This is a genomic window from Kribbella rubisoli (assembly GCF_004217145.1).
In the GTDB taxonomy this organism is placed as follows: Bacteria; Actinomycetota; Actinomycetes; order Propionibacteriales; family Kribbellaceae; genus Kribbella; species Kribbella rubisoli.
The window spans coordinates 61,533-80,759 of the sequence record NZ_SHKR01000012.1 but is presented as its reverse complement, the minus strand read 5'-3'; the positions used below and the strand labels follow the sequence as shown (position 1 = coordinate 80,759).

Below are 19,227 nucleotides of genomic sequence, written 5' to 3'. Positions count from 1 at the left end.
TCCAGAACTACTTTTCCGATCGCCAATATCTGTAGATATACTGGCTTTGCCAAGGCGGTAGCTGAGGAAGTGGGCCCGGGAGCCAGCCGGACGACTGGTCGCCCGGGTTTCGCGCGTTTCAGGACAGTTGCGCGAATCCCGCGAGGATGCCGTCCACTCGGCGACGCCAGTCGCCACCCTTTCCGAACGCCCAGGCAGCAGCATCCGCGGCCCACAGCATCGGCTCGGCCGCAGGCACTGAATGCAGGAATGTGAACCGGCCGGGCACGGCGAGCCGATTACTGATCGGCTGGACAATCTGCTGATCCCGAAGGTCCTGGCTGCAGGACTCGATCACCAACCGCGTGACATCCAACTGGAGCAGCTCGGGCACCAACGCTCGCAGGCACTCGTCGCGGCCGTCCCGGATCGGACGTCCGGTCACCGAGGCGCGGTACAGGTAGACCTCGATGTTCAGACCGGTCAGCGTGCTGAGGATCTCGCGGCGACGGCCGTCGTTCTCGTCCTTCATGTGGAGCCGGCGCTGGCCGGGCTTGCAGAGCTCACGCAGCTTGCCTCTGGCAACGGACAGGTCTCCGGTAGCGATCACCGCGGCAGACAGCAGATAGCCACTGCGGATCGATTCGTCGACGAAAGCGTGGGCGGGCACGGAGAGTAACTTTAAATGTGCGATCAGGCACCCCCAAATCGCAGCTTCCTGCGCACAACAGGAAACGGCCGGAGCACAAGGCTCCGGCCGTTTCTCGTTGCTAGCGGTATCGATCCCGATCGCGGCGGTCCCGGTCCTCCTGGTCCCGCCGATCACGGTCCTCGCGGTCCCGCCGGTCGCGCTCGTCCCGATCCCGCCGGTCCCGGTCGTCCCGGTCCCGGCGGTCACGGTCGCGCCAGCTCACTTCACGCCACCTGCCGTGAGGCCGGCGACGATACGGCGCTGGAACAGCAGTACGGCGATCACGAGCGGGATCGTGACCACCACACCGGCGGCCATCTGGCTGCCGAACGGTTGGTCACGGCCGGTCGTACCGGTGAACTGCGAGATGATCACGTTCGCCGTCTGGATCGACTTCTTGTTGGTCATACTCAGCGCGATCAGGAACTCGTTCCAGGCCGCGATGAACGTGATGATCGCGGTCGTGAACACACCGGGCGCCGCCAACGGGATGATGATCTTGCGGAACGCCTGGGCCGGCGTACAGCCGTCCACCATCGCCGCCTGCTCGAGCTCCTGCGGCATCTGCCGGAAGAACGACGTCAGGTTCCACACCGCCAGCGGCAGTGCGAACGAGAGGCTGGGCACGATCATCGCCTGGTAGGTGTTGATCCACTTGATGTCGATGAACAGCTTCAGCAGCGGAATCACCAGCGAGATGCCCGGGAACATCGACGTGGTGATGATGATCGCCAGCACGACGTTCTTGAACTTGAAGTCGAGCCTGGCCAGCGTGTACGCCGCGACCATGCCGATGATCAGCGTCAGGATCGTCACGGTGCCGGCCACGATCAGGCTGTTCAGCAGGCCCCGGCCGAAGCCGTTCGAGCCGGCGAAGACATCCTTGAAGTTCTGGATCGAGAACGGCGACGGGATGATCTTGTTCGAGAACTGGTCGGACGGCCGGCGCAGCGCCGACACCACCATCCAGTAGAACGGCGCAAGGCAGTAGATCACGATCACCGCGACGCCGAGCAGCGGCGCCCACCGGCGCAGCGGGCCGGCCTCGGCCGGCTGGGGAGCTACGGCAGCCATTACTGTCCACCTCCACCTGACACAGTGACAGCGCCGACCGCGGTGTTCGGCGCGCCTTGGGCCGCGTTCTTCTTCCGCCAGCGCTTGCCGTTACCGCCGCCGCCACCCGGCTTCCTGGCTCTGGCCTCACCGATCACATCTGCTCCGAGGATCTTCACGAAGGCATACGCGACCACGGCGACGTAGACGAACAGCACCGTCGCATAAGCGGCCGCCGGCCCGTAGCGGGTATTGAATGCTTGGTCGTACGCGAGCATCGACAAGGTCTCGACCGAGTCCTTGTGCGGGCCGACCAGCACGAACGGCAGGTCGAAGATCCGCAGCGTGTCGAGGATCCGGAACAGCACTGCCACCAGCAGTGCCGGCTTCACCAGCGGCAGCGTAATCCGGGTGAAGGTCTTCCAGACGCTCGCGCCGTCGACCTTGGCCGCCTCGTACACCTCGGCCGGGATGGTCTGCAGACCTGCGAGGACCAGCAAGCCGATGAACGGAGCTGTCTTCCAGGTATCGGCGATGATGACCGACAGCTTGGACTGCCAGCCCTCGGTGGACCACAGCACCTGCGTGCCGATCAACTGGTTGGCGATGCCGTCGGCCTGGAAGATCCACTTCCACAGCAGCGCCGACACGACGGTCGGGATCGCCCACGGGACCAGGATGCTGGCCCGGACGATACCGCGGCCCTTGAAGGCCTTGTGCATGATCAGCGCCATCGCGACGCCGAGCACCGTCTCCAGTACGACGCACACCACGGTGAAGAACGTCGTGTTGTAGAACGCGTTCCAGAACCGGTGGCCGGTGTCGCCCTTGAAGATGTCCAGATAGTTGTCCAGCCCGACGAACGTCGAGCCCTTCACGATGAAGCCGTTCTCATCGAGCGTCGTGCCGCTGGTGAACAGCGACTCACGCAATGCGGAGATGATCGGGAACAGTACGACGAGCCCGAGCACGAGCAGCGTCGGCGAGAGGAGCAGCGCGGCCAGCCGGCCGGTGCCCTCGTTGAACCGTTGCTGCCGCTTCGGTTGCTTCGGTTCCTTGGCCGGCCGTTCTGCGACCGGCGCGGTTGCAGTCACCTGCGCCTCCTAACGCTTCCCGGGCGAACCCGGGCAGGGACTGACCGGGGCCGGTGCGCGGTCACTGTCTCACCGCACACCGGCCCCGGCACGTCGGTCATTGCGTGATGAGCGATTGCAGCTTGGTCTGCAGGGCAGCCAGCGCCGCCTTGGGATCCGACTGCTTACTCAAGGCGTCGTACGCCGCCTGCTGGATCGCTGCCGTGACATCGCCGTACTTGACCACTCGCGGCCGCGGCTGCGCGGACGCGATCGATGCCTTCAGCTGCGGCAGGTACGGGAACTGCTTGGTCAGCGCAGGGTCGTCGTACAGCGAGGCCCACGTCGGCGCCAGCGACGTCTTCGCCAGGTTGTCCTTCTGCTGGGCTTCGCTGGCCATGAAGTTGATGAAGTCCATCGCCGTCGCCTTGTTCTTGGCGAACGAGCTGATCGCATAGTCGTGACCGCCCAGCGACGAGACACCCGGGCCGTCCTTGCCCGGCAACGGCGCGACCGCGAACTTGCCGGCGATCTTCGACGAACCGTCGGTCTTGTTCGCCAGCGAGTAGACGTAGGGCCAGTTGCGCAGGAACAGCAGCTTGCCGTCCTGGAACGCGCGCCGGCTCTCCTCTTCCTTGTAGGTGATGGCTGCCTTCGGGATCGCTCCGGTCTTGAAGCCGTTCTGGAGCTCCTGGAGACCGGCCAGCGCCTCCGGGGTGTCGACGTTCGGCTTGCCGTCCTTGTCGACGATCTCGCCGCCGGCGGAGTTGACTGCCTCCGAGAAGTTGACCGTGAGGCCCTCGTACTTCTCGAACTGACCCGCGTAGCAGCTCATGCCCTTGCCACCCGGGGTCGCGGCGACCTTCTGGCAGTCGGCCAGCAGCTCGTCCCAGGTCTTCGGCGCGTCGGTGATACCGGCCGCCGTCAACAGGTCCTTGCGGTAGTAGAGCAGACCACCGTCGGAGGTGATCGGCACGCCGTACAGCTTGTCGCGGTACTTCGCGGTCTCCACCGTCGCGGGGACCAGCTTGCCCAGGTCGGGCACCTTGTCCTCGGGGATCTGGCTGATCCACTGGTTCGCCGCGAACTCCGACGTCCAGACGACGTCCATCACCAGCACGCTGTACGCGTCGGACTGGTTCTGCGCGTTCTGGACCATCTGCTGCCGCTGCGCGTCGGCGTCGTCGGGCAGCTCCTTGAGCTCGACCTTCTCGTTCGGGTGCGACGAGTTCCAGGCGTCGAGCTGGTGCTGCAGGTTGCCCGACGTGTCCTTGCCGCTGGCAAGGGTGATCGGCCCCCGGCCCTCGAGCGCGGCGGCCGAGCTGCCCCCACCGCTGCTGCTTCCGTCGTCGCCACTACCACACGCGGTGGCGAGCAGCGCCAGGCTGCTTGCGACAGCCACAAAGGCCGTCCTGCGTGCGTGTGATCGTTCAAACCTCATCGTTTACCTGCCCTCTCCCGATGGGACGTATAGCTTGGTCCGGCCCGGTAGATCGCAGACCCCCACCGCACTGCGATCCGCCATGTCCGGACAGTAACCGAGAACGGGGCCGATGTGTTCTGAGCCACACACAGTCCCATCGACGGTCTCTGAAACGGACAGCCGCATGGCTGTATGCGACCGCGTTTGGGAAGCCCGCACAACCGGGCATTTCCTAACGATTCGGTATTACCGATTAGTAACCTGGCTGAACCGGGCAGGACTGTTCAGAACGACTCCGGGCAGTCGCCATCACGCTCCGGAGCGGATTCGCGACTCCAGTAGGACCTCAGGCAGGGGATGCCGAGGCGTCGCCGACGTTGCCGCGGACCCACTCGACGATCTCGGTGGTGGTCGCGCCGGGGGTGAAGATCTTGTGCACGCCGAGCTCGGCCAACGGCTCCAGATCGGCGTCCGGGATGATGCCGCCGCCGAACACCACGATGTCCTCGGCGTCCCGCTCGGCCAGCAGCTCGCGCACGCGCTTGAACAGCGTCATGTGCGCTCCGGACAGCACCGACAGCCCGATCGCGTCCGCATCCTCCGCGATCGCGGTCTCGACGATCTGCTCCGGCGTCTGGTGCAGTCCGGTGTAGATGACCTCCATGCCGGCGTCGCGCAGCGCGCGGGCCACGACCTTGGCGCCGCGGTCGTGACCGTCCAGACCGGGCTTGGCGACGACGACGCGCAACGGGCTCGTAGCAGGCATGCTCGCAGGCTAACCGGTGAGAACCTCACGGATAAGACACGGAGCCGTGTGTTCCCCGCCACGCACGGTGGGAACCGGTTACCGTTGAAAGCGATCGGACCAATCGGGGGGTCTGGTTTGTGTGAGGAGTCGCCCATGGGTTCCTGGCAGGACGACCTCCGCGGCGCGCTCGACGGACTCGCGTACGGCGCCCGCTCCGCACTCTCGCCCAGCGTGCTGCAGGGTGCCGCCGTCGAGATCGGCTGGTTGACCACGCACCTGGCGATGTATCCGCTCGGCCTGGTCGGCACCAGCTCGCGGGCGCTCCCGTCCCGGCTGAACCTGGCCGGCCTCGGTCCAGCACAGCGCGGCCTGCTGGTCAGCGACGTACGCGCCGCCGGTACGCCGATCCTGCTGGCGCACGGGATCATCGACAACCACACGATCTTCGCGCTGATGCGCCGGCACCTGGTCCGCCGCGGGTTCAGCAGCATCCACACGTTCTCGTACTCACCCCTGACGCTGGACGTCCGTCGTACCGCGGAGCGGATGGGCCGGGAGATCGAGGCGATCTGCGAGGAGTCCGGGTCGGACCAGATCCATGTCATCGGGCACAGCCTGGGCGGACTGATCGCGCGGTACTACGTCCAGCGGCTCGGCGGGGACGAGCGCGTGCACACCTGCGTCACGCTCGGTACGCCGCACCAAGGCACCGTGGCGGCGAAGCTGCTGCCGTGGCCGCTGGTGAAGCAGGTCCGGCCGGACAGCGAGCTGATGGCCGAGCTGGCCGAGCCGGCGCCGGACTGCCGGACCAGGTTCGTCGCGTTCTACAGCGACGTCGACCAGCTGATCGTGCCGCAGCGGCGGGCCCGGATCCGGCATCCCGACCTGCTGGCGAGCAATGTCCGCGTGCACGGGGTCGGTCACCTGTCGCTGCCGTTCCACGGCGAGGTCGTGCACCGGATCACCGGGATGCTGGCCCACCTCGACGAACAGCCCAAAACTGCCTGACCGGTCAGCCTTCTTCGCGCTCACGGCCGATGCACGTGCAGGCGCGCATGCAAAAGTTTCGTGAAGGTGATGGGGAAAACGCTGGGACAGGGTTTGTGGTCCCGTGACTGATCCGTTATCGTCCGTCAGGTCCCTAGCGGGAATAAACCCCCGACCAGGGATGGGAAGAGCCTCCCTAGCTCTTTCTCAAGCCCCTCCCCTGTGACCGAAAGGCCACGTTGTGTCCCAGCACCGTGCCGCGGGAGACCGCGTCACGCCCGGCAACGCTGCGCGCAAACCCGGCGCAGGACGTCATAGTGCCAAGCATCGCGTCGCCAGGCGTAATACCCCCAGCAGTACCCAGATCGTCGGTCTGACCGCCGCGCTCGCCGCGGCAGCCGGAGCTGTCGGCTTCAGTGCCAGCACGCTGGCATCGCCCACCCAGGCGAACTCCGCGGTGAACCTTGCCGCGCTGAGCCTGGACAGCGGTCAGCAGCTGTCCGGCATCACGACGGCACGCATCCAGGCGCGCCAGCTCGCCACCCGCGACTCCTCCCGGGTCCAGCTGGCCGACACCTCCAAGAAGCAGTCCGCCGCCGCACAGCTGGCCAAGGCCCGCGCCGCGAAGCTGACCGCCACCCAGGCACTGACCGCGAAGCGCGCGAGCGCCCTGGCCGTCGCGAAGGCGAAGGCCGAGCTGGCCGCGAAGACCGCCCGCGAGTCGGCCACCCGCTGCCAGATCATGGTCACCGGCTACCACATCACCGCGACCTTCGGTCAGGGCGGCAGCCGCTGGGCCCACAACCACACCGGCCTCGACTTCGCCGCCCCGATCGGCACCCGGATCGGCGCCGTGATGAAGGGCGTCGTGATCTTCGCCGACTGGGCCGGTCCCTACGGGCGTCAGGTCCAGGTCCGGCACGAGGACGGCACCGTCACCTGGTACAACCACATGTCGAAGTTCAGCGTGACGGTCGGCGAGACCGTGTACGCCGGTGACCAGGTCGGCGCGGTCGGGATGACCGGCAACACCACCGGCCCGCACCTGCACTTCGAAGTACACCCGGACGGCGGCGAAGCGGTCGACCCGGACCCGTGGCTCCGCAACCACTGCGGCCTCAACCCGTACACCGCCGGCTAGTAAACCCCGAGCAGTGACTTGGCCTCACGGCTAAGCTGCGGCGCATGCGTCCGGCAGCTGGTGAGGTTCTGCACTTCTCCGAAGATCCGACGATCACGACCTTCCGCCCGTACGTCGCGCAGACGAACGGGGAGGTCACGCCGTACGTCTGGGCTGTCGGCCACGACCGCGCCCCCGACTACTGGTTCCCGCGGCAGTGCCCCCGTGCGATGGCATGGGTGGGCCCCGCGACGACTCCCGAGGACCGCGACCGCATCATCGGCGCCGGCTCCGGCACCCGCGTACACGCCGTCGAGTACGGCTGGCTGGACGCGATCCGCTCGGTCGAGCTGTACGCGTACCGGCTCCCGGCCGACGAGTTCGTCGAGCATGACGCCGCGGTGGTCGCGACGACCGAGGTCCGGCCGCTCGGCCCGGCCGAACGTGTCGGCGACCTGTTCGCACTGCACGAGGAGGCCGGCATCCAGCTGCGGGTCCTGCGGCGACTGCACGACTTCTGGGCCGAGACCGTCGCAAGCACCCTCGAATGGAGCGGGATCCGGATGCGGAATGCCAAGCCATGACGTACGGCGATGTGGCCGAGGCGGCCTGGGCGTGGGTGCGGAACCAGGTCCAGTGGGACGACGACGGGCCGTGGATCCCCGAGGCCGCGGGTGGCGACAAACCCGTCGAATACATCGACGGCATGCACAGCGGTATCGGCGGGCTCGCCTACACCTTGGCAGAGATCCGTCTGACCCGTCCGTGGACGAGCGCCGAGCAGGATCTTGCGACTGGGATCGCCGACCGCATCCGTGCGCTCGTCCCGAAGGACAGGTCGACCACGTTCTTCGACGGTGAGGTCAGCTCGATCGGGATCCTGAGCGCCCTCGAGGAGCCGGGTACGGACGCCGCGCTGCAGCGGATCCGGGACCTCGCGACAGATGACGGCTGGCCGGAGAGCTTCCTCGACGAGCCGCGGTACGAGCCGGGTGCGTTCGCGAACGACGTCACCCTCGGCACCTCTGCTGTCCTCCTCGGCGCGGTGTGGGCGATGCGCCGCGGCTCGGACGCGTCGGCGCTTGCGTCGCATGCGGCCGACGTGGTGCTGGGCGAAAAGGAGGAGACCCCTCGCGGGGTGAACTGGCAGTTCGTGTCGCGGCGGTTCCGGTCCGACGAGCCGACCGAGATGCCGAACTTCACGCACGGCCTGGCCGGGATCGCGACGGCGCTGGCAGTGGCGGGCGTGGACCTCGACCGGCCCGAACTCATCGACGTGGCACAGCGCGGGGCCGAGCATCTGGTCAGCATCGGAATCAACGACGACAAGGGTTTCCGGGTCGCGCGAGTGATTCCGTGGGCCGAGCGGCATGGCGACGAGTTCACCTATAACTGGTGCCACGGCGGGGCGGGGACGGCGTTGCTGTTCAGCGCGCTCGAGTACGCCGACGTGAAAGAGGTGGCAGGCGAAACCCCGGAGACGTGGCATCAGCGTTGTCTCGACAGCGTCCGGTACTCCGGGATCCCCGAGCGACTGCACCCCGGCTTCTGGGACAACGACGGACGCTGCTGCGGTACCGCGGGAGTCGGCGACGCGTTCCTGGACACCGGCGACGACCAGGACCTGGAGTTCGCCGTACTGATGGGTGACACGCTGCTCGACCACGCCCATCACGACGGCAGTCACGCGTACTGGCGATTCATCGAGCATCGCAACGAGGATCCGCTGCTGCCGCCTGGGGTCGGCTGGATGCAGGGAGCGGCCGGGATCGCGGCGTACCTGTTCCGGCTTCAGCGGGTGCTGGGCGGCGATCAGCGGGTTGTGGAGCGGATGGACAACTGGTGGGCGCTCAGACGGTGATGACGACCTTCGCGCGGGCGTGTTCGCCTTCCAGGTAACGCATTGCGTCGGCGGTCGCAGCGAGCGGGTAGGTGCGGTCGATGATCGGCGTGACCTTCCCGGCCTCGGCAAACTCGCGCAGAGTCGCGAGGTTCTGCCGGCTCGCTTTCACCGTCAGTAGGACGATCCGGCGACCGGCGAACGGCGACAGCAGCTTGCCGCGCATCATCAAGCCCATCGGGCCGAACAGGCTCCCGCCCTTGTAGACCCCGCCGCCTGACAAGACCAGCAGACCACCGGGCTTCAGGACGCGGCGGAGGTCGGACAGCGAGCGATTGCCGACCAGGTCGAGTACGACGTCGTACCGGCGATCCGCGCGGGCGAAGTCGGTCGTGGTGTAGTCGATCAGCTCGTCGGCGCCGGCCGATCGGACCAGCTCGAGGTTCCGCCAGCTGCAGACGCCGGTGACGGTCGCGCCGTACGCCTTGGCGAGCTGGACGGCGAAGGTACCGACGCCGCCGGACGCGCCGTTGATGAGAATCTCCTGGCCTGGTTGGAGTTTCGCGACATCGCGGATGCCGATCAGCGCGGTGTTGGCGGCCAGCGGCATCGCCGCTGCTTGCTCGAAGGTGAGGTTGGCGGGCTTGCTTTCGATCCGGTGCTCGGGGGCGCAGACGTACTCCGCGAAGGCGCCGTCGGCGTCGCCGTACACCTCGTCGCCGGGATGGAAACGGGTGACCGCGGGGCCGACCGCTTCGACCGTGCCGGCGAAGTCGGTGCCACGGATGCGCTCGTTCGGGCGGCGCCAGCCGAGATCCGCGGACGCGCGGGCGACGTACGGGTCGCCGCGCAGGACGTGCCAGTCGCGGGCGTTGAGCGCGGCAGCGCGGACCCGGACGAGCACTTGGTCGCCGGTCGCGTTCGGGGTGTCGACGTCAGCGAACCGGAGGACGTCGGGTGAGCCGTAGTGGTCCTGGACGATGGCCTTCATGGTCTTCCCCTTACGTTGTAAGTCTCTCTTACGTCGTAAGGCTGACTTACACCGTAAGAAACGTCAAGAGGTTGGGCTCGGGAGTCGAGCGGGAGTCGGGCGCGGGTGCTAGCGGCGGGTTCTAGCGGGAGGCGAGTCTGGCGAGGCCGTCGAGGATCAGGTCCAGGGCGAATTCGAACTCTTGTTGGTCGTCGCACCAGCCGATGGTTGAGTCGGGGTCGTCGTGGGCGACTTCGGCGAGCATGCCGGCCAGGTTGGGGACCTGCTCGGCCAGCTCGGCGAGCATCCGCGCGTCGGCGTCCGGGTTCGGGTTCGCGTTCGCCGGGTCGAACAGTTCCTGGCTGAAGCCGAGCGCCCGGCTGCCGAGCGCGTGCAGGGCGTGGTGAGCGAGGTCGTACGAGAACCCGCCCGATCGCATCAGCCCGACGAGCCGGTCGTGGTAAATCACGACCGCCGGGCGCATCGTCGTACGGCTCTCCAGCAGGCGCGGGGCCCATGGGTGCCGGAGGAGCACGGCCCGCGCGGTCAGGATGCGGTGCCGCATCGCGGCCTTCCAGTCCTTGACGACGACCAGGCGGTCGACAGCCTCGTTCAGCTCGTCTATCAGTACGTCGACGATGCCGTCGAGGAGATCGTTCTTGTTCGCAACGTGGTAGTACAGCGACATCGCCTCGGCACCGAGCGCTTCGCCGATCCGGCGCATGGTGACGGCGTCGAGGCCGTCGGCGTCGGCGATCTGGACCGCGGCCCGCAGTACCCGGTCGCGGCTCAGCGGCGTCCGTGGCGCCGGCGCCTGACTAGCCACTGTTGATCCTCCAAACGCTGATTCGTACAGCGTAAGGGGTCAGCGCTGCCAGACCTCGGCGGTGGTGAGGAACGCGGACGAGCCCGGCTTGTCCGGCGACCCGTCGACCTGCACGAAGCCCGGGACCGAAGCGCCGCCGATCGAAACCGTCGCCGACCGGACCGGCGCGATCACCAGGCTGAGGCTGTGGTTCCCTTCGGCGAGCTGGAAGTTGTCGGTCGCGAACAGCCGCCGGTCGAGTACGCCGCCCATCTCGATCTGGATGTCGGCGGCCTTCGCGCTCAGGCCGTCCGCGAGGTTCATCGACACCTGGACCAGATCCCGCTCGACGGCCGGCTCGTGCCACGGCAGCCCTTGGACCTCGAGGAACGAGCGGACGAAGTACCGCTCCAGCCAGGAGGCGAGGTCGACGTCCTCGGAGACCACCCGGACGATCCCGTCGAACCACAGCACGACCGCCGTACCCGAGCCGCAGATCGACCAGTCGACCATCCAGATCGAGGCGTACGCCGTCACTTTGCCGTGCTCGTCGAACAGCCGCAGCCCAGGATTGGCCCCCGCCAGGATGATCCGGCGGTTGTTGCCAGACGACTTGGACATGTGGGAGGACGCTTCCGGGAGGGGCCGAAGACCCTTGATTGTCTCAATCTCCGGCCCAGATGCAACGCGACCGTCCAAAAGGTTGACGTGGACTTGCGATTACCGGCCGCCGCCGGCCCGCCGCGAGAAGTCAGATCTTCTCGACCGGCGCGTACCGCAGCAGGAGCCGTTTGACGCCCTCGGAGCCGAAGTCGATGTCTGCCTGCGCCTGCTGGCCCTCGCCGCGGACCACGACGACCGTGCCCATCCCGAACGTGTCGTGAACGACGCGATCGCCCGGGTTGAGGCTGATCACCGGCTTGTCGGAGCTGCCACGCGAGCGGGTCGGCTCGTACCGGCTGGGGATGCCGCTGCCGCGGACCGTCCCGGTGCCGGACCAGCGGGTGATCGCGGACTCGTCGCGCCGCCAGTCGAGCAGCTCGCCCGGGATCTCCTCGAGGAACCGCGACGGCGGGTTGTGCTGCGGAGCGCCGTACGCCGAACGCACCGCGGCCCGCGAGATCGCCAGCCGCTGCCGGGCGCGGGTGATGCCGACGTACGCGAGCCGGCGCTCCTCCTCGAGCTCCTTCAGGTCGGTCAGCGAGCGCGAATGCGGGAAGACGCCGTCCTCCATGCCGGTCAGGAACACGACCGGGAACTCCAGCCCCTTCGCGGTGTGCAGCGTCATCAGCGTGACCACGCCGTCGGTGGCCGCATCCGGGATCTGGTCCGCGTCGGCGACCAGCGCGACCCGCTCGAGGAACGCCTGGAGATCGGCTGCTTCACCGGCCGCCGTCCGCTCCTCGACGAATTCGCGGGCCACCGAGATGAACTCGTCCAGGTTCTCCAGCCGGGTCTCGTCCTGCGGATCCGGCGACTTCTGCAGCGTCTCGTAGTACCCCGAGCGGTGCAGCGCGACGTCGAGGATGTCATCCGGCGGCGCACCCGAGTCGACCATCGCGGTCAGCTCGTCGAGGATGTCCACGAAGGCCTGCACGGCGTTCACCGAGCGGGACGCCATTGCCGGCGCGTCCTCGGCCCGGCGCATCGCGGCCGCGAACGAGATCCGGTCACGCGCCGCCAGCGCCTCGATCGCCGCCTCGGCCCGGTCGCCGATCCCGCGCTTCGGCTCGTTCATGATCCGGCGCAGCGAGACGGTGTCCTCCGGGTTCGTCAGCACACGCAGATACGCGAGCGCGTCGCGGACCTCCTTGCGCTCGTAGAACCGGACGCCGCCGACCACCTTGTACGGATGGCCGGTCCGGATGAAGACCTCTTCGAACACACGGGACTGCGCGTTGGTCCGGTAGAAGACCGCGACGTCGGACGGCTTGATCCCGTCGGCGTCGGTGAGCCGGTCGATCTCGTCGGCGACGAACTGCGCCTCGTCGTGCTCGTTGTCGGCGACGTACACCGCGATCTGCTCGCCCTGGCCCTGGTCGGACCAGAGGTTCTTCGCCATTCGGCCTTCGTTGCGGGCGATCACCGCGTTGGCCGCGGACAGGATCGTCTGGGTGGAGCGGTAGTTCTGCTCGAGCAGGATCGTCTCGGCGCCGGCGAAGTCCTCTTCGAACGCGAGGATGTTGCGGATCGTCGCGCCGCGGAACGCGTAGATCGACTGGTCGGAGTCGCCGACCACCATCAGCTCGGCCGGCGGAGCAGTCGGCCCGTTGCCATCTGAATTGTTGATCGCGGCCGGGTCCTCGCCGCAGAGCTCACGGATCAGCGTGTACTGCGCGTGGTTGGTGTCCTGGTACTCGTCGACGAGCACGTGACGGAAGCGGCGGCGATAATACTCACGGACTTCGGGGAAGGCCTGCAGCAGGTTGACCGTGGTCATCAGCAGGTCGTCGAAGTCCAGCGCGTTCGCCTGCGCGAGGCGCTCCTGGTACGTCCGGTAGCACTCGGCGTAGGTCTCCTCGAGATGGTTCTCGGCCTTCGCCGCGGCGGTCTCGTGGTCGATCAGCTCGTTCTTCTGGGTGCTGATCCAGTTCAGCACGGCGCGCGGGTTGTACCGCTTGACGTCGAGGTCGAGCTCGCGGCAGACCAGCGTCATCAGCCGGCGCGAGTCGGTGTCGTCGTAGATCGAGAACGTCGAGCTGATCCCGAACCGCTTGATGTCGCGGCGGAGGATCCGCACACACGAGCTGTGGAACGTCGAGACCCACATCAGCTTCGCCCGCGGGCCGACCAGGTCCACCACCCGCTCGCGCATCTCCGCGGCGGCCTTGTTCGTGAACGTGATCGCCAGGATCGACCCTGGATGCGCGTCGCGGGCCGCCAGCAGGTAGGCGATCCGCCGGGTCAGCACCCGGGTCTTGCCCGAACCCGCACCGGCCACCACCAGCAGCGGCTTGCCGGAATGCACCACGGCCGCGCGCTGCTGCGGGTTCAGCCCCTCGAGCAGCGAATCGGGGTCGGTCCGGGACGTCTTCGGCTCCTCCAGCGGCACTGGGAGCTCATCAGGCGAGAACAGCGTAGTCATCACTCAACACCTTAGGCGCTCTCGCCGACACTTTCCGAAAACCGGTGCGGGCCAGGGGTGCGCCTAGGCTGAGGCCATGGCAGAAACGTCCCGCTTCGACGCCCTGATCGACCGCGTCGTCAGCCTCTACTCCGGCGGCGAGCCGCAGCATGCCCTCGAGCTGCTCGCGGCGGAGAGCGCCGGGCTGGAGCCGTGGGCCGCGGACCTGGCCCACCTCAAGGCCTGCCTGCTCGGTGTCTCCGGCGACGACGACGGCGCGCTGCGGACCCTTCAGGAGGCGAGCGAGGCCGGGTTGTGGTGGGACCCGTCGATCCTCACCGGTGACGACGACCTGAGCGCGCTGCAGGACCGGCCCGAGTTCCAGGAGCTCGTCGCGGTGTCCGGCGAGCGGGTGTCGGATGACCCGGTCCCGCCGCTCATCGAGCTGCCGATCGGAGCGTTGACCGGGACTGTGGTCGCGCTGCACGGCGCCGGACAGCGCGCGGACCAGGCGGCCGAAAACTGGGCCCCGGTGCTGGACCTCGGCTACGCGCTGGTCTGCCTCACCTCGTCGCGGCGGATGACGCCGATGTACCGGACCTGGCCTGACCGCGAGCTGGCGACCGCCGACATCTGCCGCGGCCTCGACGCTCTACCTGCGGAGCTGCGCGAGTTGCCCCTCGTCGCGGCGGGATTCTCCGCCGGAGGACGGGCAGCGCTCGACTGGGCGCTGACCTCCGCCCCGGCGCCGGTTGCGGGCGCGCTGCTGATGGCACCCGCTCTCCGCGAGCTGCCGGACGCGCGAGCGTCGTTGTCACCGGCAACTATCTGGATCGGCACCGACGACGGCCTGCTGGCGGCCGTGGACGGCGCCGCCGACCAGCTCAGCGGGTTTGCGATCGAGCGGATTCCCGGGCTCGCGCACACCTTCCCGGACGACTTCGGCGAAAGGCTGCGCGGCGTCCTCTAGGAGAGTTGGCGGGTGAGGTGCAGCACGACCGGTGTGGCCGCGCCGAGCCAGAGCATCTTCGCGGACTGATCGTCGTACGACGTGATCCGCAGGCCGGGGACGCCTTCGATCTGGCCTTCGTAGTCCTTCGCGGCGAGGTGCGCGACGACGTCGGCGAGCTCCGGTCCGTCCGACCACTCGATCCGTGCCAGGTCGGGACGCGCCTGCCACATGTCGACCCAGGCCGCCGGGTCGTCGCTGAACAGCGTCGTCCGCAGGATCATCGACGCGGCACCGAGCAGCGTCGCCGCCGGGGTCGCGGTCAGTTCCAGCAGGGTGCGCTCCTGCGCGGTCAGGTCGTCAGTCAGAATCACCTGCCGGAGCCTGCCACAGGATGAGGGGGTGTCGCCCGGTCCCACGCCGTAGCGAGCAGGTGCTCGGCGGAGTGCCTCGCCGTGCTGGAGCGGAGGGGTCGATGCGGTGTTCATCGTTCCCTTCGCTCCAGCACGGCGAGGTGCCCGCCGAGTGCCGCGCAGTAGGCGTGGGACCGGGCGACACCTCCTTGGCTTTGCTGTGGGCAGACTTGCCGTGAGCAGAAAAGCTGGGATTGCACCGCCGGTCGCGGACAACCTTGAACACATGGCAGAAGACATGAAACCGCCGATGTTCAACGAGACGGCCCGGCAGCGGTTGCTCGGGCAGCGGATCGTCGTACTGGACGGGACTCTCGACGACGACAACGGGACCCTGCTCGCCACCCAGATCCTCACGCTCGCGGCCGAGGACCCGGACACCGACATCTCGTTCTGGATCCACTCGCTCGGCGGTTCGGTGCCGTCGATGCTGGCGATCCGGGACGTGATGCGGCTGGTGCCGTGCGACGTGTCGACGCTGGCGATCGGGCTGGCCTGCAGCGCGGGTCAGTTCCTGCTGTCGGCCGGTACGCCGGGCAAGCGCTACGCCCTCCGGCACGCACGCGTCCTGATGCACCAGGGCTCGGCCGGGATCGGCGGCTCCGCGGTGGAGATCGAGATCCAGGCCAACGACCTGCGGCACATCCGCGACACCGTGCTCGGGCTGATCGCCGACGACACCGGCCAGCCGTTCGAGACCGTGCACGAGGACTCGCTGCACGACCACTGGTACACCGCCGACCAGGCCCGCGAGTACGGCTTCATCGACCACATCGTCGAGTCGTTCGACCAGGTCATGCCCAAGAAGAAGGAGGTCGCGGCATGAGCAGCTACACGATCCCGAACGTGATCGCCCAGCACCCGCGGGGCGAGCGGATCATGGACGTCTACTCGCACCTGCTCAGCGAGCGCATCATCTACCTCGGTACGGCGATCGACGCCGGCGTCGCGAACGCGCTGATCGCACAGCTCCTGCACCTCGAGGTCGACAAGCCCGAGCAGGAGATCAACCTGTACATCAACTGCGAGGGCGGCGACATGACCGCGATGCTCGCGATCTACGACACCATGCAGTACATCCAGTCCCCCGTCGCGACGTTCTGCGTCGGCCAGGCGATCTCGGCCGGGGCGGTCCTGCTGGCCGGCGGTGCGGCCGGGCGTCGCGCCGTACTGCCGCATGCGCGGGTCGTGCTGCACCAGCCGGCTGCGCGCGGTCAGGGCACGATCCCGGACCTGATCCTGCAGGCCGACGAGGTGGTGCGGGTTCGCAGCCAGGTCGAGACGATCCTCGCGCGGCACACCGGGCAGACGATCGAGCAACTGCGCCACGACACCGATCGCGACCACGTGCTGACCGCGGAAGGCGCCAAGTCGTACGGGCTCGTCGACCACGTGATCAGCGAACGGCTCCCGGTCGCCGCGCTCGCCTAACCTGCGGCCTCCAGGACCTTGTCGGCGACGGCGGCGTGGTGGGCTTGGTCGGCGGTGGGACGGCCGACCCGGTTGGTCAGGTACGCATACGTGATCTGGCGATCCGGGTCGGCCCACCCGATACAGCAGTTGCTGCCGTTGTGACCGAACGTCCGTGGGCTGCTCAGCGAGCCGAGCGACGTCGACGCGCCCTCGATCCACCGCGGTCCGCCGAGCTGGAACCCTTGCGACCAACGGATCGGCGCCCGCGCGGTCCGGTCGATATCACCCTCGCTGCTCGGCTCACAGGCCACCGCGAGCGTCTCCGGCCGTAGGAGCGCTCCGCCGAGCAACGCCTGATAAAAGGTCACCAGGTCCCGCGCCGTCGTCGACATCCCAGCAGCCGGCACGAGGGCCTCGCGTGTACTGCGCCGATTCACCACGGACTGGATGAACGGCCCGAGCGGACCCACGGCACGCACCGGCACATGCCGCTGCCACAGGTCGGCGGGCAGCCCGAGGTGCGTGTCGGCGACGCCGAGCGGTTCCAGGACGAACCGACGTACCAGCTCGTGGATCGGGACCCCGCTGCAGCGCCGGGCGACTTCGCTCAGGATGAACCCGAAGGCGAGCGGGCTGTAGGCGACGGTGCCGATCGGCCAGCGGGGCTTGGCCTCCTCGATCCGGCGGAGCGAACGGTTCCAGTCGGTCATCGCGCGGGCCTCACCGACGTACGAGCCGGCGTGGGACACCCCGGACCGGTGCCGCAGCACATGACGGACGGTGATCTCGCGCTTTCCGTTCTCGCCGAACTCCGGCCAGTACGCCGCGACCGCGTCGTCCAGGTGCAGCCGGCCCGCCTCGACGAGCTGGTGGATCACGACGGCGAGGTACGGCTTGCTCGCGGAGAAGAGCCAGAACAATGCGTTCGGTGCACACCCGAAGGACCGGTCGACGACCACCTGACCATGGCGAACGACGCACAGCTGCGCAACAGCGCCCCGGGCCTCGATCAACTCAATCGCTTGTGTAAGCCCGGCGGGATCGAGGCCTGCGTCCTGCGGATCGCACGTGCCACCGAACTCCATGAATTCAACTGTGCCCGTCCGGGCAAACAGTTAGGGTCTTGACGTGACAGTGCCTGAGGCGAATCCGCGGCCGGACAGTGAAATCGAGCGGGTGCTGGTGGTCGTCGCACACCCCGACGACATCGACTTCGGCGGCGCCGGGACGGTCGCGTTGTGGACCAAGGCCGGGATCGACGTGCACTACTGCATCGTCACGGACGGTCAGGCCGGCGGCTTCGAGCCGGACCGCGATCGCGCCGAGATTCCCGCCGTCCGACGGGCCGAGCAGACGGCCGCCGCGGAACACGTCGGGGTCCACGACCTGCACTTCCTCGGGTACGCCGACGGCGCGGTCGAGCCGACGTTCGAGCTGGTCCGCGACATCAGCCGGGTGATCCGCACGGTCCGTCCGCAGCGCCTGCTCACGCAATCGCCCGAGCGCGTGTGGTCCCGCCTCCAGGTTTCCCACCCGGACCACCTGGCCGCGGCCGAGGCCGCCGTACGGGCGTTCTATCCGGCGGCCGGCAACCCCTATGCGTACACGGATCTGGCCGAGGAGGCCTGGGACGTCGACGAGCTGTGGATGATGGACCACCCGGACATCAACCACCACGTCGACATCACCGACACCTTCGACCAGAAGGTGGCCGCGCTGATGTCCCACACCAGCCAGCACCGCGACCCCGACGCCCTGCTCAACGGAATCCGCAGGCACTTCGCCGAGGTCGCCGCGAGCGCCGGCTTCCCGCCGAACCACTTCGCCGAAGACTTCACCGTCATCCGCATGCGCTAATCGGTTTGCTGGAAGCCGGTTCGACCGGCGATGGTTCGACCATGACTATCTCTTACACCGTGGTCGGCGACGGGCCGACGGTCCTGCTCGTGCATGCCGGGGTCGCCGACGCCCGCATGTGGTCCGCCCTGGTGGAAGACCTCCGCGACGACCACCAGGTCATCACGCTCGACCTGCGTGGGTACGGCGAGACCCCGCTCGAGGCCGGAGCGAAGTACTCAGACGCCGCTGATGTGCTCGCCGTCCTGGACGAGGCCGGCGCGGGCGCGGTGTCCGCCGTCGGGGCGTCGTACGGCGGGTACGTCGTACAGCAGGTGGCGAGCCGAGAGCCGGAGCGGTTCGCCCGCGTGGTCCTGCTGTGCGCGCCGACCGACAACGTCGAGCCCGACGAGGAGTTGCGCGCGCTCTGGGCCGAGGAGAACGCCCTGATCGACGCCGGCGATGTAGCGGGCGCCACCGAGCTCACCGTGAACCGCTGGATCGGCCCCGACGCGAGCGCCGAGTCCCGCGACCTCCTCCGCACCATGCAGCAGCACGCGTACGACGTCCAGCTGGCCGCCGGCGACGTCGACAACGAGGAATGGCCGGTCGAGCCCGAGCGGATCACCGCCCCCGTCTGGCTCGTCACAGGCGCCCACGACTTCCGCTTCTTCACCGACAGCGCCGACTACCTGGCCGACCGCCTCCCCACCTCAGAACGCATCGACCTCCCCTGGGCAGGCCACCTCCCCCTCCTCGAACGCCCCACCGAAACCACCACCCTCCTCCGAACAGCCCTCACCGAAGAGGTCTGAACGTAGGACGGACCCCGGCCGGGGGCCGGGGTCCGTCTAATGAGTGGT

The 19,227-nt window shown here is 68.1% G+C and carries 21 protein-coding genes; 9 read left to right on the top strand and 12 right to left on the bottom strand.

Features of this window, described 5'->3' with window-relative positions; genetic code table 11:
* Positions 1-118: 118 nt before the first annotated feature.
* The 6 genes from EV645_RS14605 to EV645_RS14585 form a co-directional block, all read right to left on the bottom strand.
* Positions 119-649 carry a hypothetical protein gene (locus tag EV645_RS14605; protein ID WP_130443992.1) on the bottom strand — a complete coding sequence of 177 codons (531 nt, stop codon included), beginning with the start codon at positions 647-649 and terminating at the stop codon, positions 119-121.
* 100 nt (positions 650-749) lie between these two features.
* Positions 750-893, bottom strand: a complete 144-nt coding sequence (locus EV645_RS41865; protein WP_157997069.1) for a hypothetical protein — start codon at positions 891-893, stop codon at positions 750-752.
* Complete coding sequence (locus EV645_RS14600) at positions 890-1,744, bottom strand: carbohydrate ABC transporter permease (RefSeq protein WP_130443990.1); 855 nt, start codon at positions 1,742-1,744, stop codon at positions 890-892. The genes EV645_RS41865 and EV645_RS14600 overlap by 4 nt, the downstream gene beginning before the upstream one ends.
* Positions 1,744-2,817, bottom strand: a complete 1,074-nt coding sequence (locus EV645_RS14595) for a carbohydrate ABC transporter permease (RefSeq protein WP_130443988.1) — start codon at positions 2,815-2,817, stop codon at positions 1,744-1,746. The genes EV645_RS14600 and EV645_RS14595 overlap by 1 nt, the downstream gene beginning before the upstream one ends.
* Positions 2,818-2,914: 97 nt before the next feature.
* Complete coding sequence (locus EV645_RS14590) at positions 2,915-4,198, bottom strand: ABC transporter substrate-binding protein (protein ID WP_242000417.1); 1,284 nt, start codon at positions 4,196-4,198, stop codon at positions 2,915-2,917.
* 367 nt (positions 4,199-4,565) lie between these two features.
* Positions 4,566-4,985: a coenzyme B12-dependent isobutyryl CoA mutase small subunit gene (locus tag EV645_RS14585; protein WP_130443984.1), complete on the bottom strand. Its 420-nt coding sequence runs from the start codon at positions 4,983-4,985 to the stop codon at positions 4,566-4,568.
* Between the two features lie 135 nt (positions 4,986-5,120).
* On the opposite strand from EV645_RS14585, the gene EV645_RS14580 reads away from it, so the two are divergent.
* The 4 genes from EV645_RS14580 to EV645_RS14565 all read left to right on the top strand — a co-directional run bounded on the left by EV645_RS14580 (position 5,121) and on the right by EV645_RS14565 (position 8,935).
* The gene (locus EV645_RS14580; protein ID WP_130443982.1) at positions 5,121-5,975 is read left to right on the top strand and encodes an esterase/lipase family protein; all 855 of its coding nucleotides are present in this window, start codon (positions 5,121-5,123) and stop codon (positions 5,973-5,975) included.
* 220 nt (positions 5,976-6,195) lie between these two features.
* A complete protein-coding gene (locus tag EV645_RS43155; RefSeq protein WP_277877036.1) occupies positions 6,196-7,095 on the top strand; it encodes a M23 family metallopeptidase in 900 nt (299 codons plus the stop codon).
* 44 nt (positions 7,096-7,139) lie between these two features.
* The gene (locus EV645_RS14570) at positions 7,140-7,658 is read left to right on the top strand and encodes a DUF6886 family protein (protein WP_130443980.1); all 519 of its coding nucleotides are present in this window, start codon (positions 7,140-7,142) and stop codon (positions 7,656-7,658) included.
* A complete protein-coding gene (locus EV645_RS14565; protein WP_198681634.1) occupies positions 7,622-8,935 on the top strand; it encodes a lanthionine synthetase LanC family protein in 1,314 nt (437 codons plus the stop codon). Before EV645_RS14570 ends, EV645_RS14565 begins: the two co-directional genes overlap by 37 nt.
* On the opposite strand, the gene EV645_RS14560 is transcribed toward EV645_RS14565, so the two are convergent.
* From EV645_RS14560 to pcrA, 4 genes are all read right to left on the bottom strand, one after another.
* Positions 8,925-9,905, bottom strand: coding sequence for an NAD(P)-dependent alcohol dehydrogenase (locus EV645_RS14560; RefSeq protein WP_130443976.1), 981 nt, complete (start codon positions 9,903-9,905; stop codon positions 8,925-8,927). The two genes, EV645_RS14565 and EV645_RS14560, sit on opposite strands and share 11 nt — an antisense overlap.
* 121 nt (positions 9,906-10,026) lie before the next feature.
* Positions 10,027-10,710: a TetR/AcrR family transcriptional regulator gene (locus EV645_RS14555; RefSeq protein ID WP_130443974.1), complete on the bottom strand. Its 684-nt coding sequence runs from the start codon at positions 10,708-10,710 to the stop codon at positions 10,027-10,029.
* A gap of 39 nt (positions 10,711-10,749) precedes the next feature.
* Positions 10,750-11,310 (bottom strand): hypothetical protein, encoded by a 561-nt coding sequence (locus EV645_RS14550; protein ID WP_130443972.1) that lies wholly within the window; start codon positions 11,308-11,310, stop codon positions 10,750-10,752.
* A gap of 130 nt (positions 11,311-11,440) precedes the next feature.
* Complete coding sequence (gene pcrA, locus EV645_RS14545; RefSeq protein WP_130443970.1) at positions 11,441-13,774, bottom strand: DNA helicase PcrA; 2,334 nt, start codon at positions 13,772-13,774, stop codon at positions 11,441-11,443.
* A gap of 76 nt (positions 13,775-13,850) precedes the next feature.
* On the opposite strand from pcrA, the gene EV645_RS14540 reads away from it, so the two are divergent.
* Positions 13,851-14,723: an alpha/beta hydrolase gene (locus EV645_RS14540; RefSeq protein ID WP_130443968.1), complete on the top strand. Its 873-nt coding sequence runs from the start codon at positions 13,851-13,853 to the stop codon at positions 14,721-14,723.
* Here EV645_RS14540 and EV645_RS14535 read toward each other — a convergent pair.
* Positions 14,720-15,076 carry a hypothetical protein gene (locus EV645_RS14535; RefSeq protein ID WP_130443966.1) on the bottom strand — a complete coding sequence of 119 codons (357 nt, stop codon included), beginning with the start codon at positions 15,074-15,076 and terminating at the stop codon, positions 14,720-14,722. The genes EV645_RS14540 and EV645_RS14535 overlap by 4 nt on opposite strands.
* A gap of 265 nt (positions 15,077-15,341) precedes the next feature.
* On the opposite strand from EV645_RS14535, the gene EV645_RS14530 reads away from it, so the two are divergent.
* Positions 15,342-15,941 carry a ClpP family protease gene (locus tag EV645_RS14530; protein WP_130443964.1) on the top strand — a complete coding sequence of 200 codons (600 nt, stop codon included), beginning with the start codon at positions 15,342-15,344 and terminating at the stop codon, positions 15,939-15,941.
* Positions 15,938-16,546, top strand: a complete 609-nt coding sequence (locus EV645_RS14525; protein ID WP_130443962.1) for a ClpP family protease — start codon at positions 15,938-15,940, stop codon at positions 16,544-16,546. Before EV645_RS14530 ends, EV645_RS14525 begins: the two co-directional genes overlap by 4 nt.
* On the opposite strand, the gene EV645_RS14520 is transcribed toward EV645_RS14525, so the two are convergent.
* Entirely contained in the window at positions 16,543-17,613 is a 1,071-nt protein-coding gene (locus EV645_RS14520; protein WP_130443960.1) for a serine hydrolase domain-containing protein, read from the bottom strand. The two genes, EV645_RS14525 and EV645_RS14520, sit on opposite strands and share 4 nt — an antisense overlap.
* A 43-nt stretch (positions 17,614-17,656) precedes the next feature.
* Here EV645_RS14520 and EV645_RS14515 point away from each other — a divergent pair, with 43 nt between their 5' ends.
* Positions 17,657-18,385 (top strand): PIG-L deacetylase family protein, encoded by a 729-nt coding sequence (locus EV645_RS14515; protein WP_242000416.1) that lies wholly within the window; start codon positions 17,657-17,659, stop codon positions 18,383-18,385.
* A 41-nt stretch (positions 18,386-18,426) separates the two neighbouring features.
* A complete protein-coding gene (locus tag EV645_RS14510; RefSeq protein ID WP_130443958.1) occupies positions 18,427-19,179 on the top strand; it encodes an alpha/beta fold hydrolase in 753 nt (250 codons plus the stop codon).
* Positions 19,180-19,227: the final 48 nt, after the last annotated feature.

What these genes read in the sequence shown, in the direction of transcription:
- EV645_RS14600 (WP_130443990.1), bottom strand. Translation starts at nt 1,744, where the DNA reads ATGGCTGCCGTAGCTCCCCAGCCGGCCGAGGCCGGCCCGCTGCGCCGG.
- EV645_RS14560 (WP_130443976.1), bottom strand. Translation starts at nt 9,905, where the DNA reads ATGAAGGCCATCGTCCAGGACCACTACGGCTCACCCGACGTCCTCCGG.
- EV645_RS14565 (WP_198681634.1), top strand. Translation starts at nt 7,622, where the DNA reads ATGGAGCGGGATCCGGATGCGGAATGCCAAGCCATGACGTACGGCGAT.
- EV645_RS14540 (WP_130443968.1), top strand. Translation starts at nt 13,851, where the DNA reads ATGGCAGAAACGTCCCGCTTCGACGCCCTGATCGACCGCGTCGTCAGC.
- EV645_RS14530 (WP_130443964.1), top strand. Translation starts at nt 15,342, where the DNA reads ATGGCAGAAGACATGAAACCGCCGATGTTCAACGAGACGGCCCGGCAG.
- EV645_RS14585 (WP_130443984.1), bottom strand. Translation starts at nt 4,985, where the DNA reads ATGCCTGCTACGAGCCCGTTGCGCGTCGTCGTCGCCAAGCCCGGTCTG.
- pcrA (WP_130443970.1), bottom strand. Translation starts at nt 13,774, where the DNA reads ATGACTACGCTGTTCTCGCCTGATGAGCTCCCAGTGCCGCTGGAGGAG.
- EV645_RS14525 (WP_130443962.1), top strand. Translation starts at nt 15,938, where the DNA reads ATGAGCAGCTACACGATCCCGAACGTGATCGCCCAGCACCCGCGGGGC.
- EV645_RS14520 (WP_130443960.1), bottom strand. Translation starts at nt 17,613, where the DNA reads ATGGAGTTCGGTGGCACGTGCGATCCGCAGGACGCAGGCCTCGATCCC.
- EV645_RS14580 (WP_130443982.1), top strand. Translation starts at nt 5,121, where the DNA reads ATGGGTTCCTGGCAGGACGACCTCCGCGGCGCGCTCGACGGACTCGCG.
- EV645_RS14510 (WP_130443958.1), top strand. Translation starts at nt 18,427, where the DNA reads ATGACTATCTCTTACACCGTGGTCGGCGACGGGCCGACGGTCCTGCTC.
- EV645_RS14550 (WP_130443972.1), bottom strand. Translation starts at nt 11,310, where the DNA reads ATGTCCAAGTCGTCTGGCAACAACCGCCGGATCATCCTGGCGGGGGCC.
- EV645_RS14570 (WP_130443980.1), top strand. Translation starts at nt 7,140, where the DNA reads ATGCGTCCGGCAGCTGGTGAGGTTCTGCACTTCTCCGAAGATCCGACG.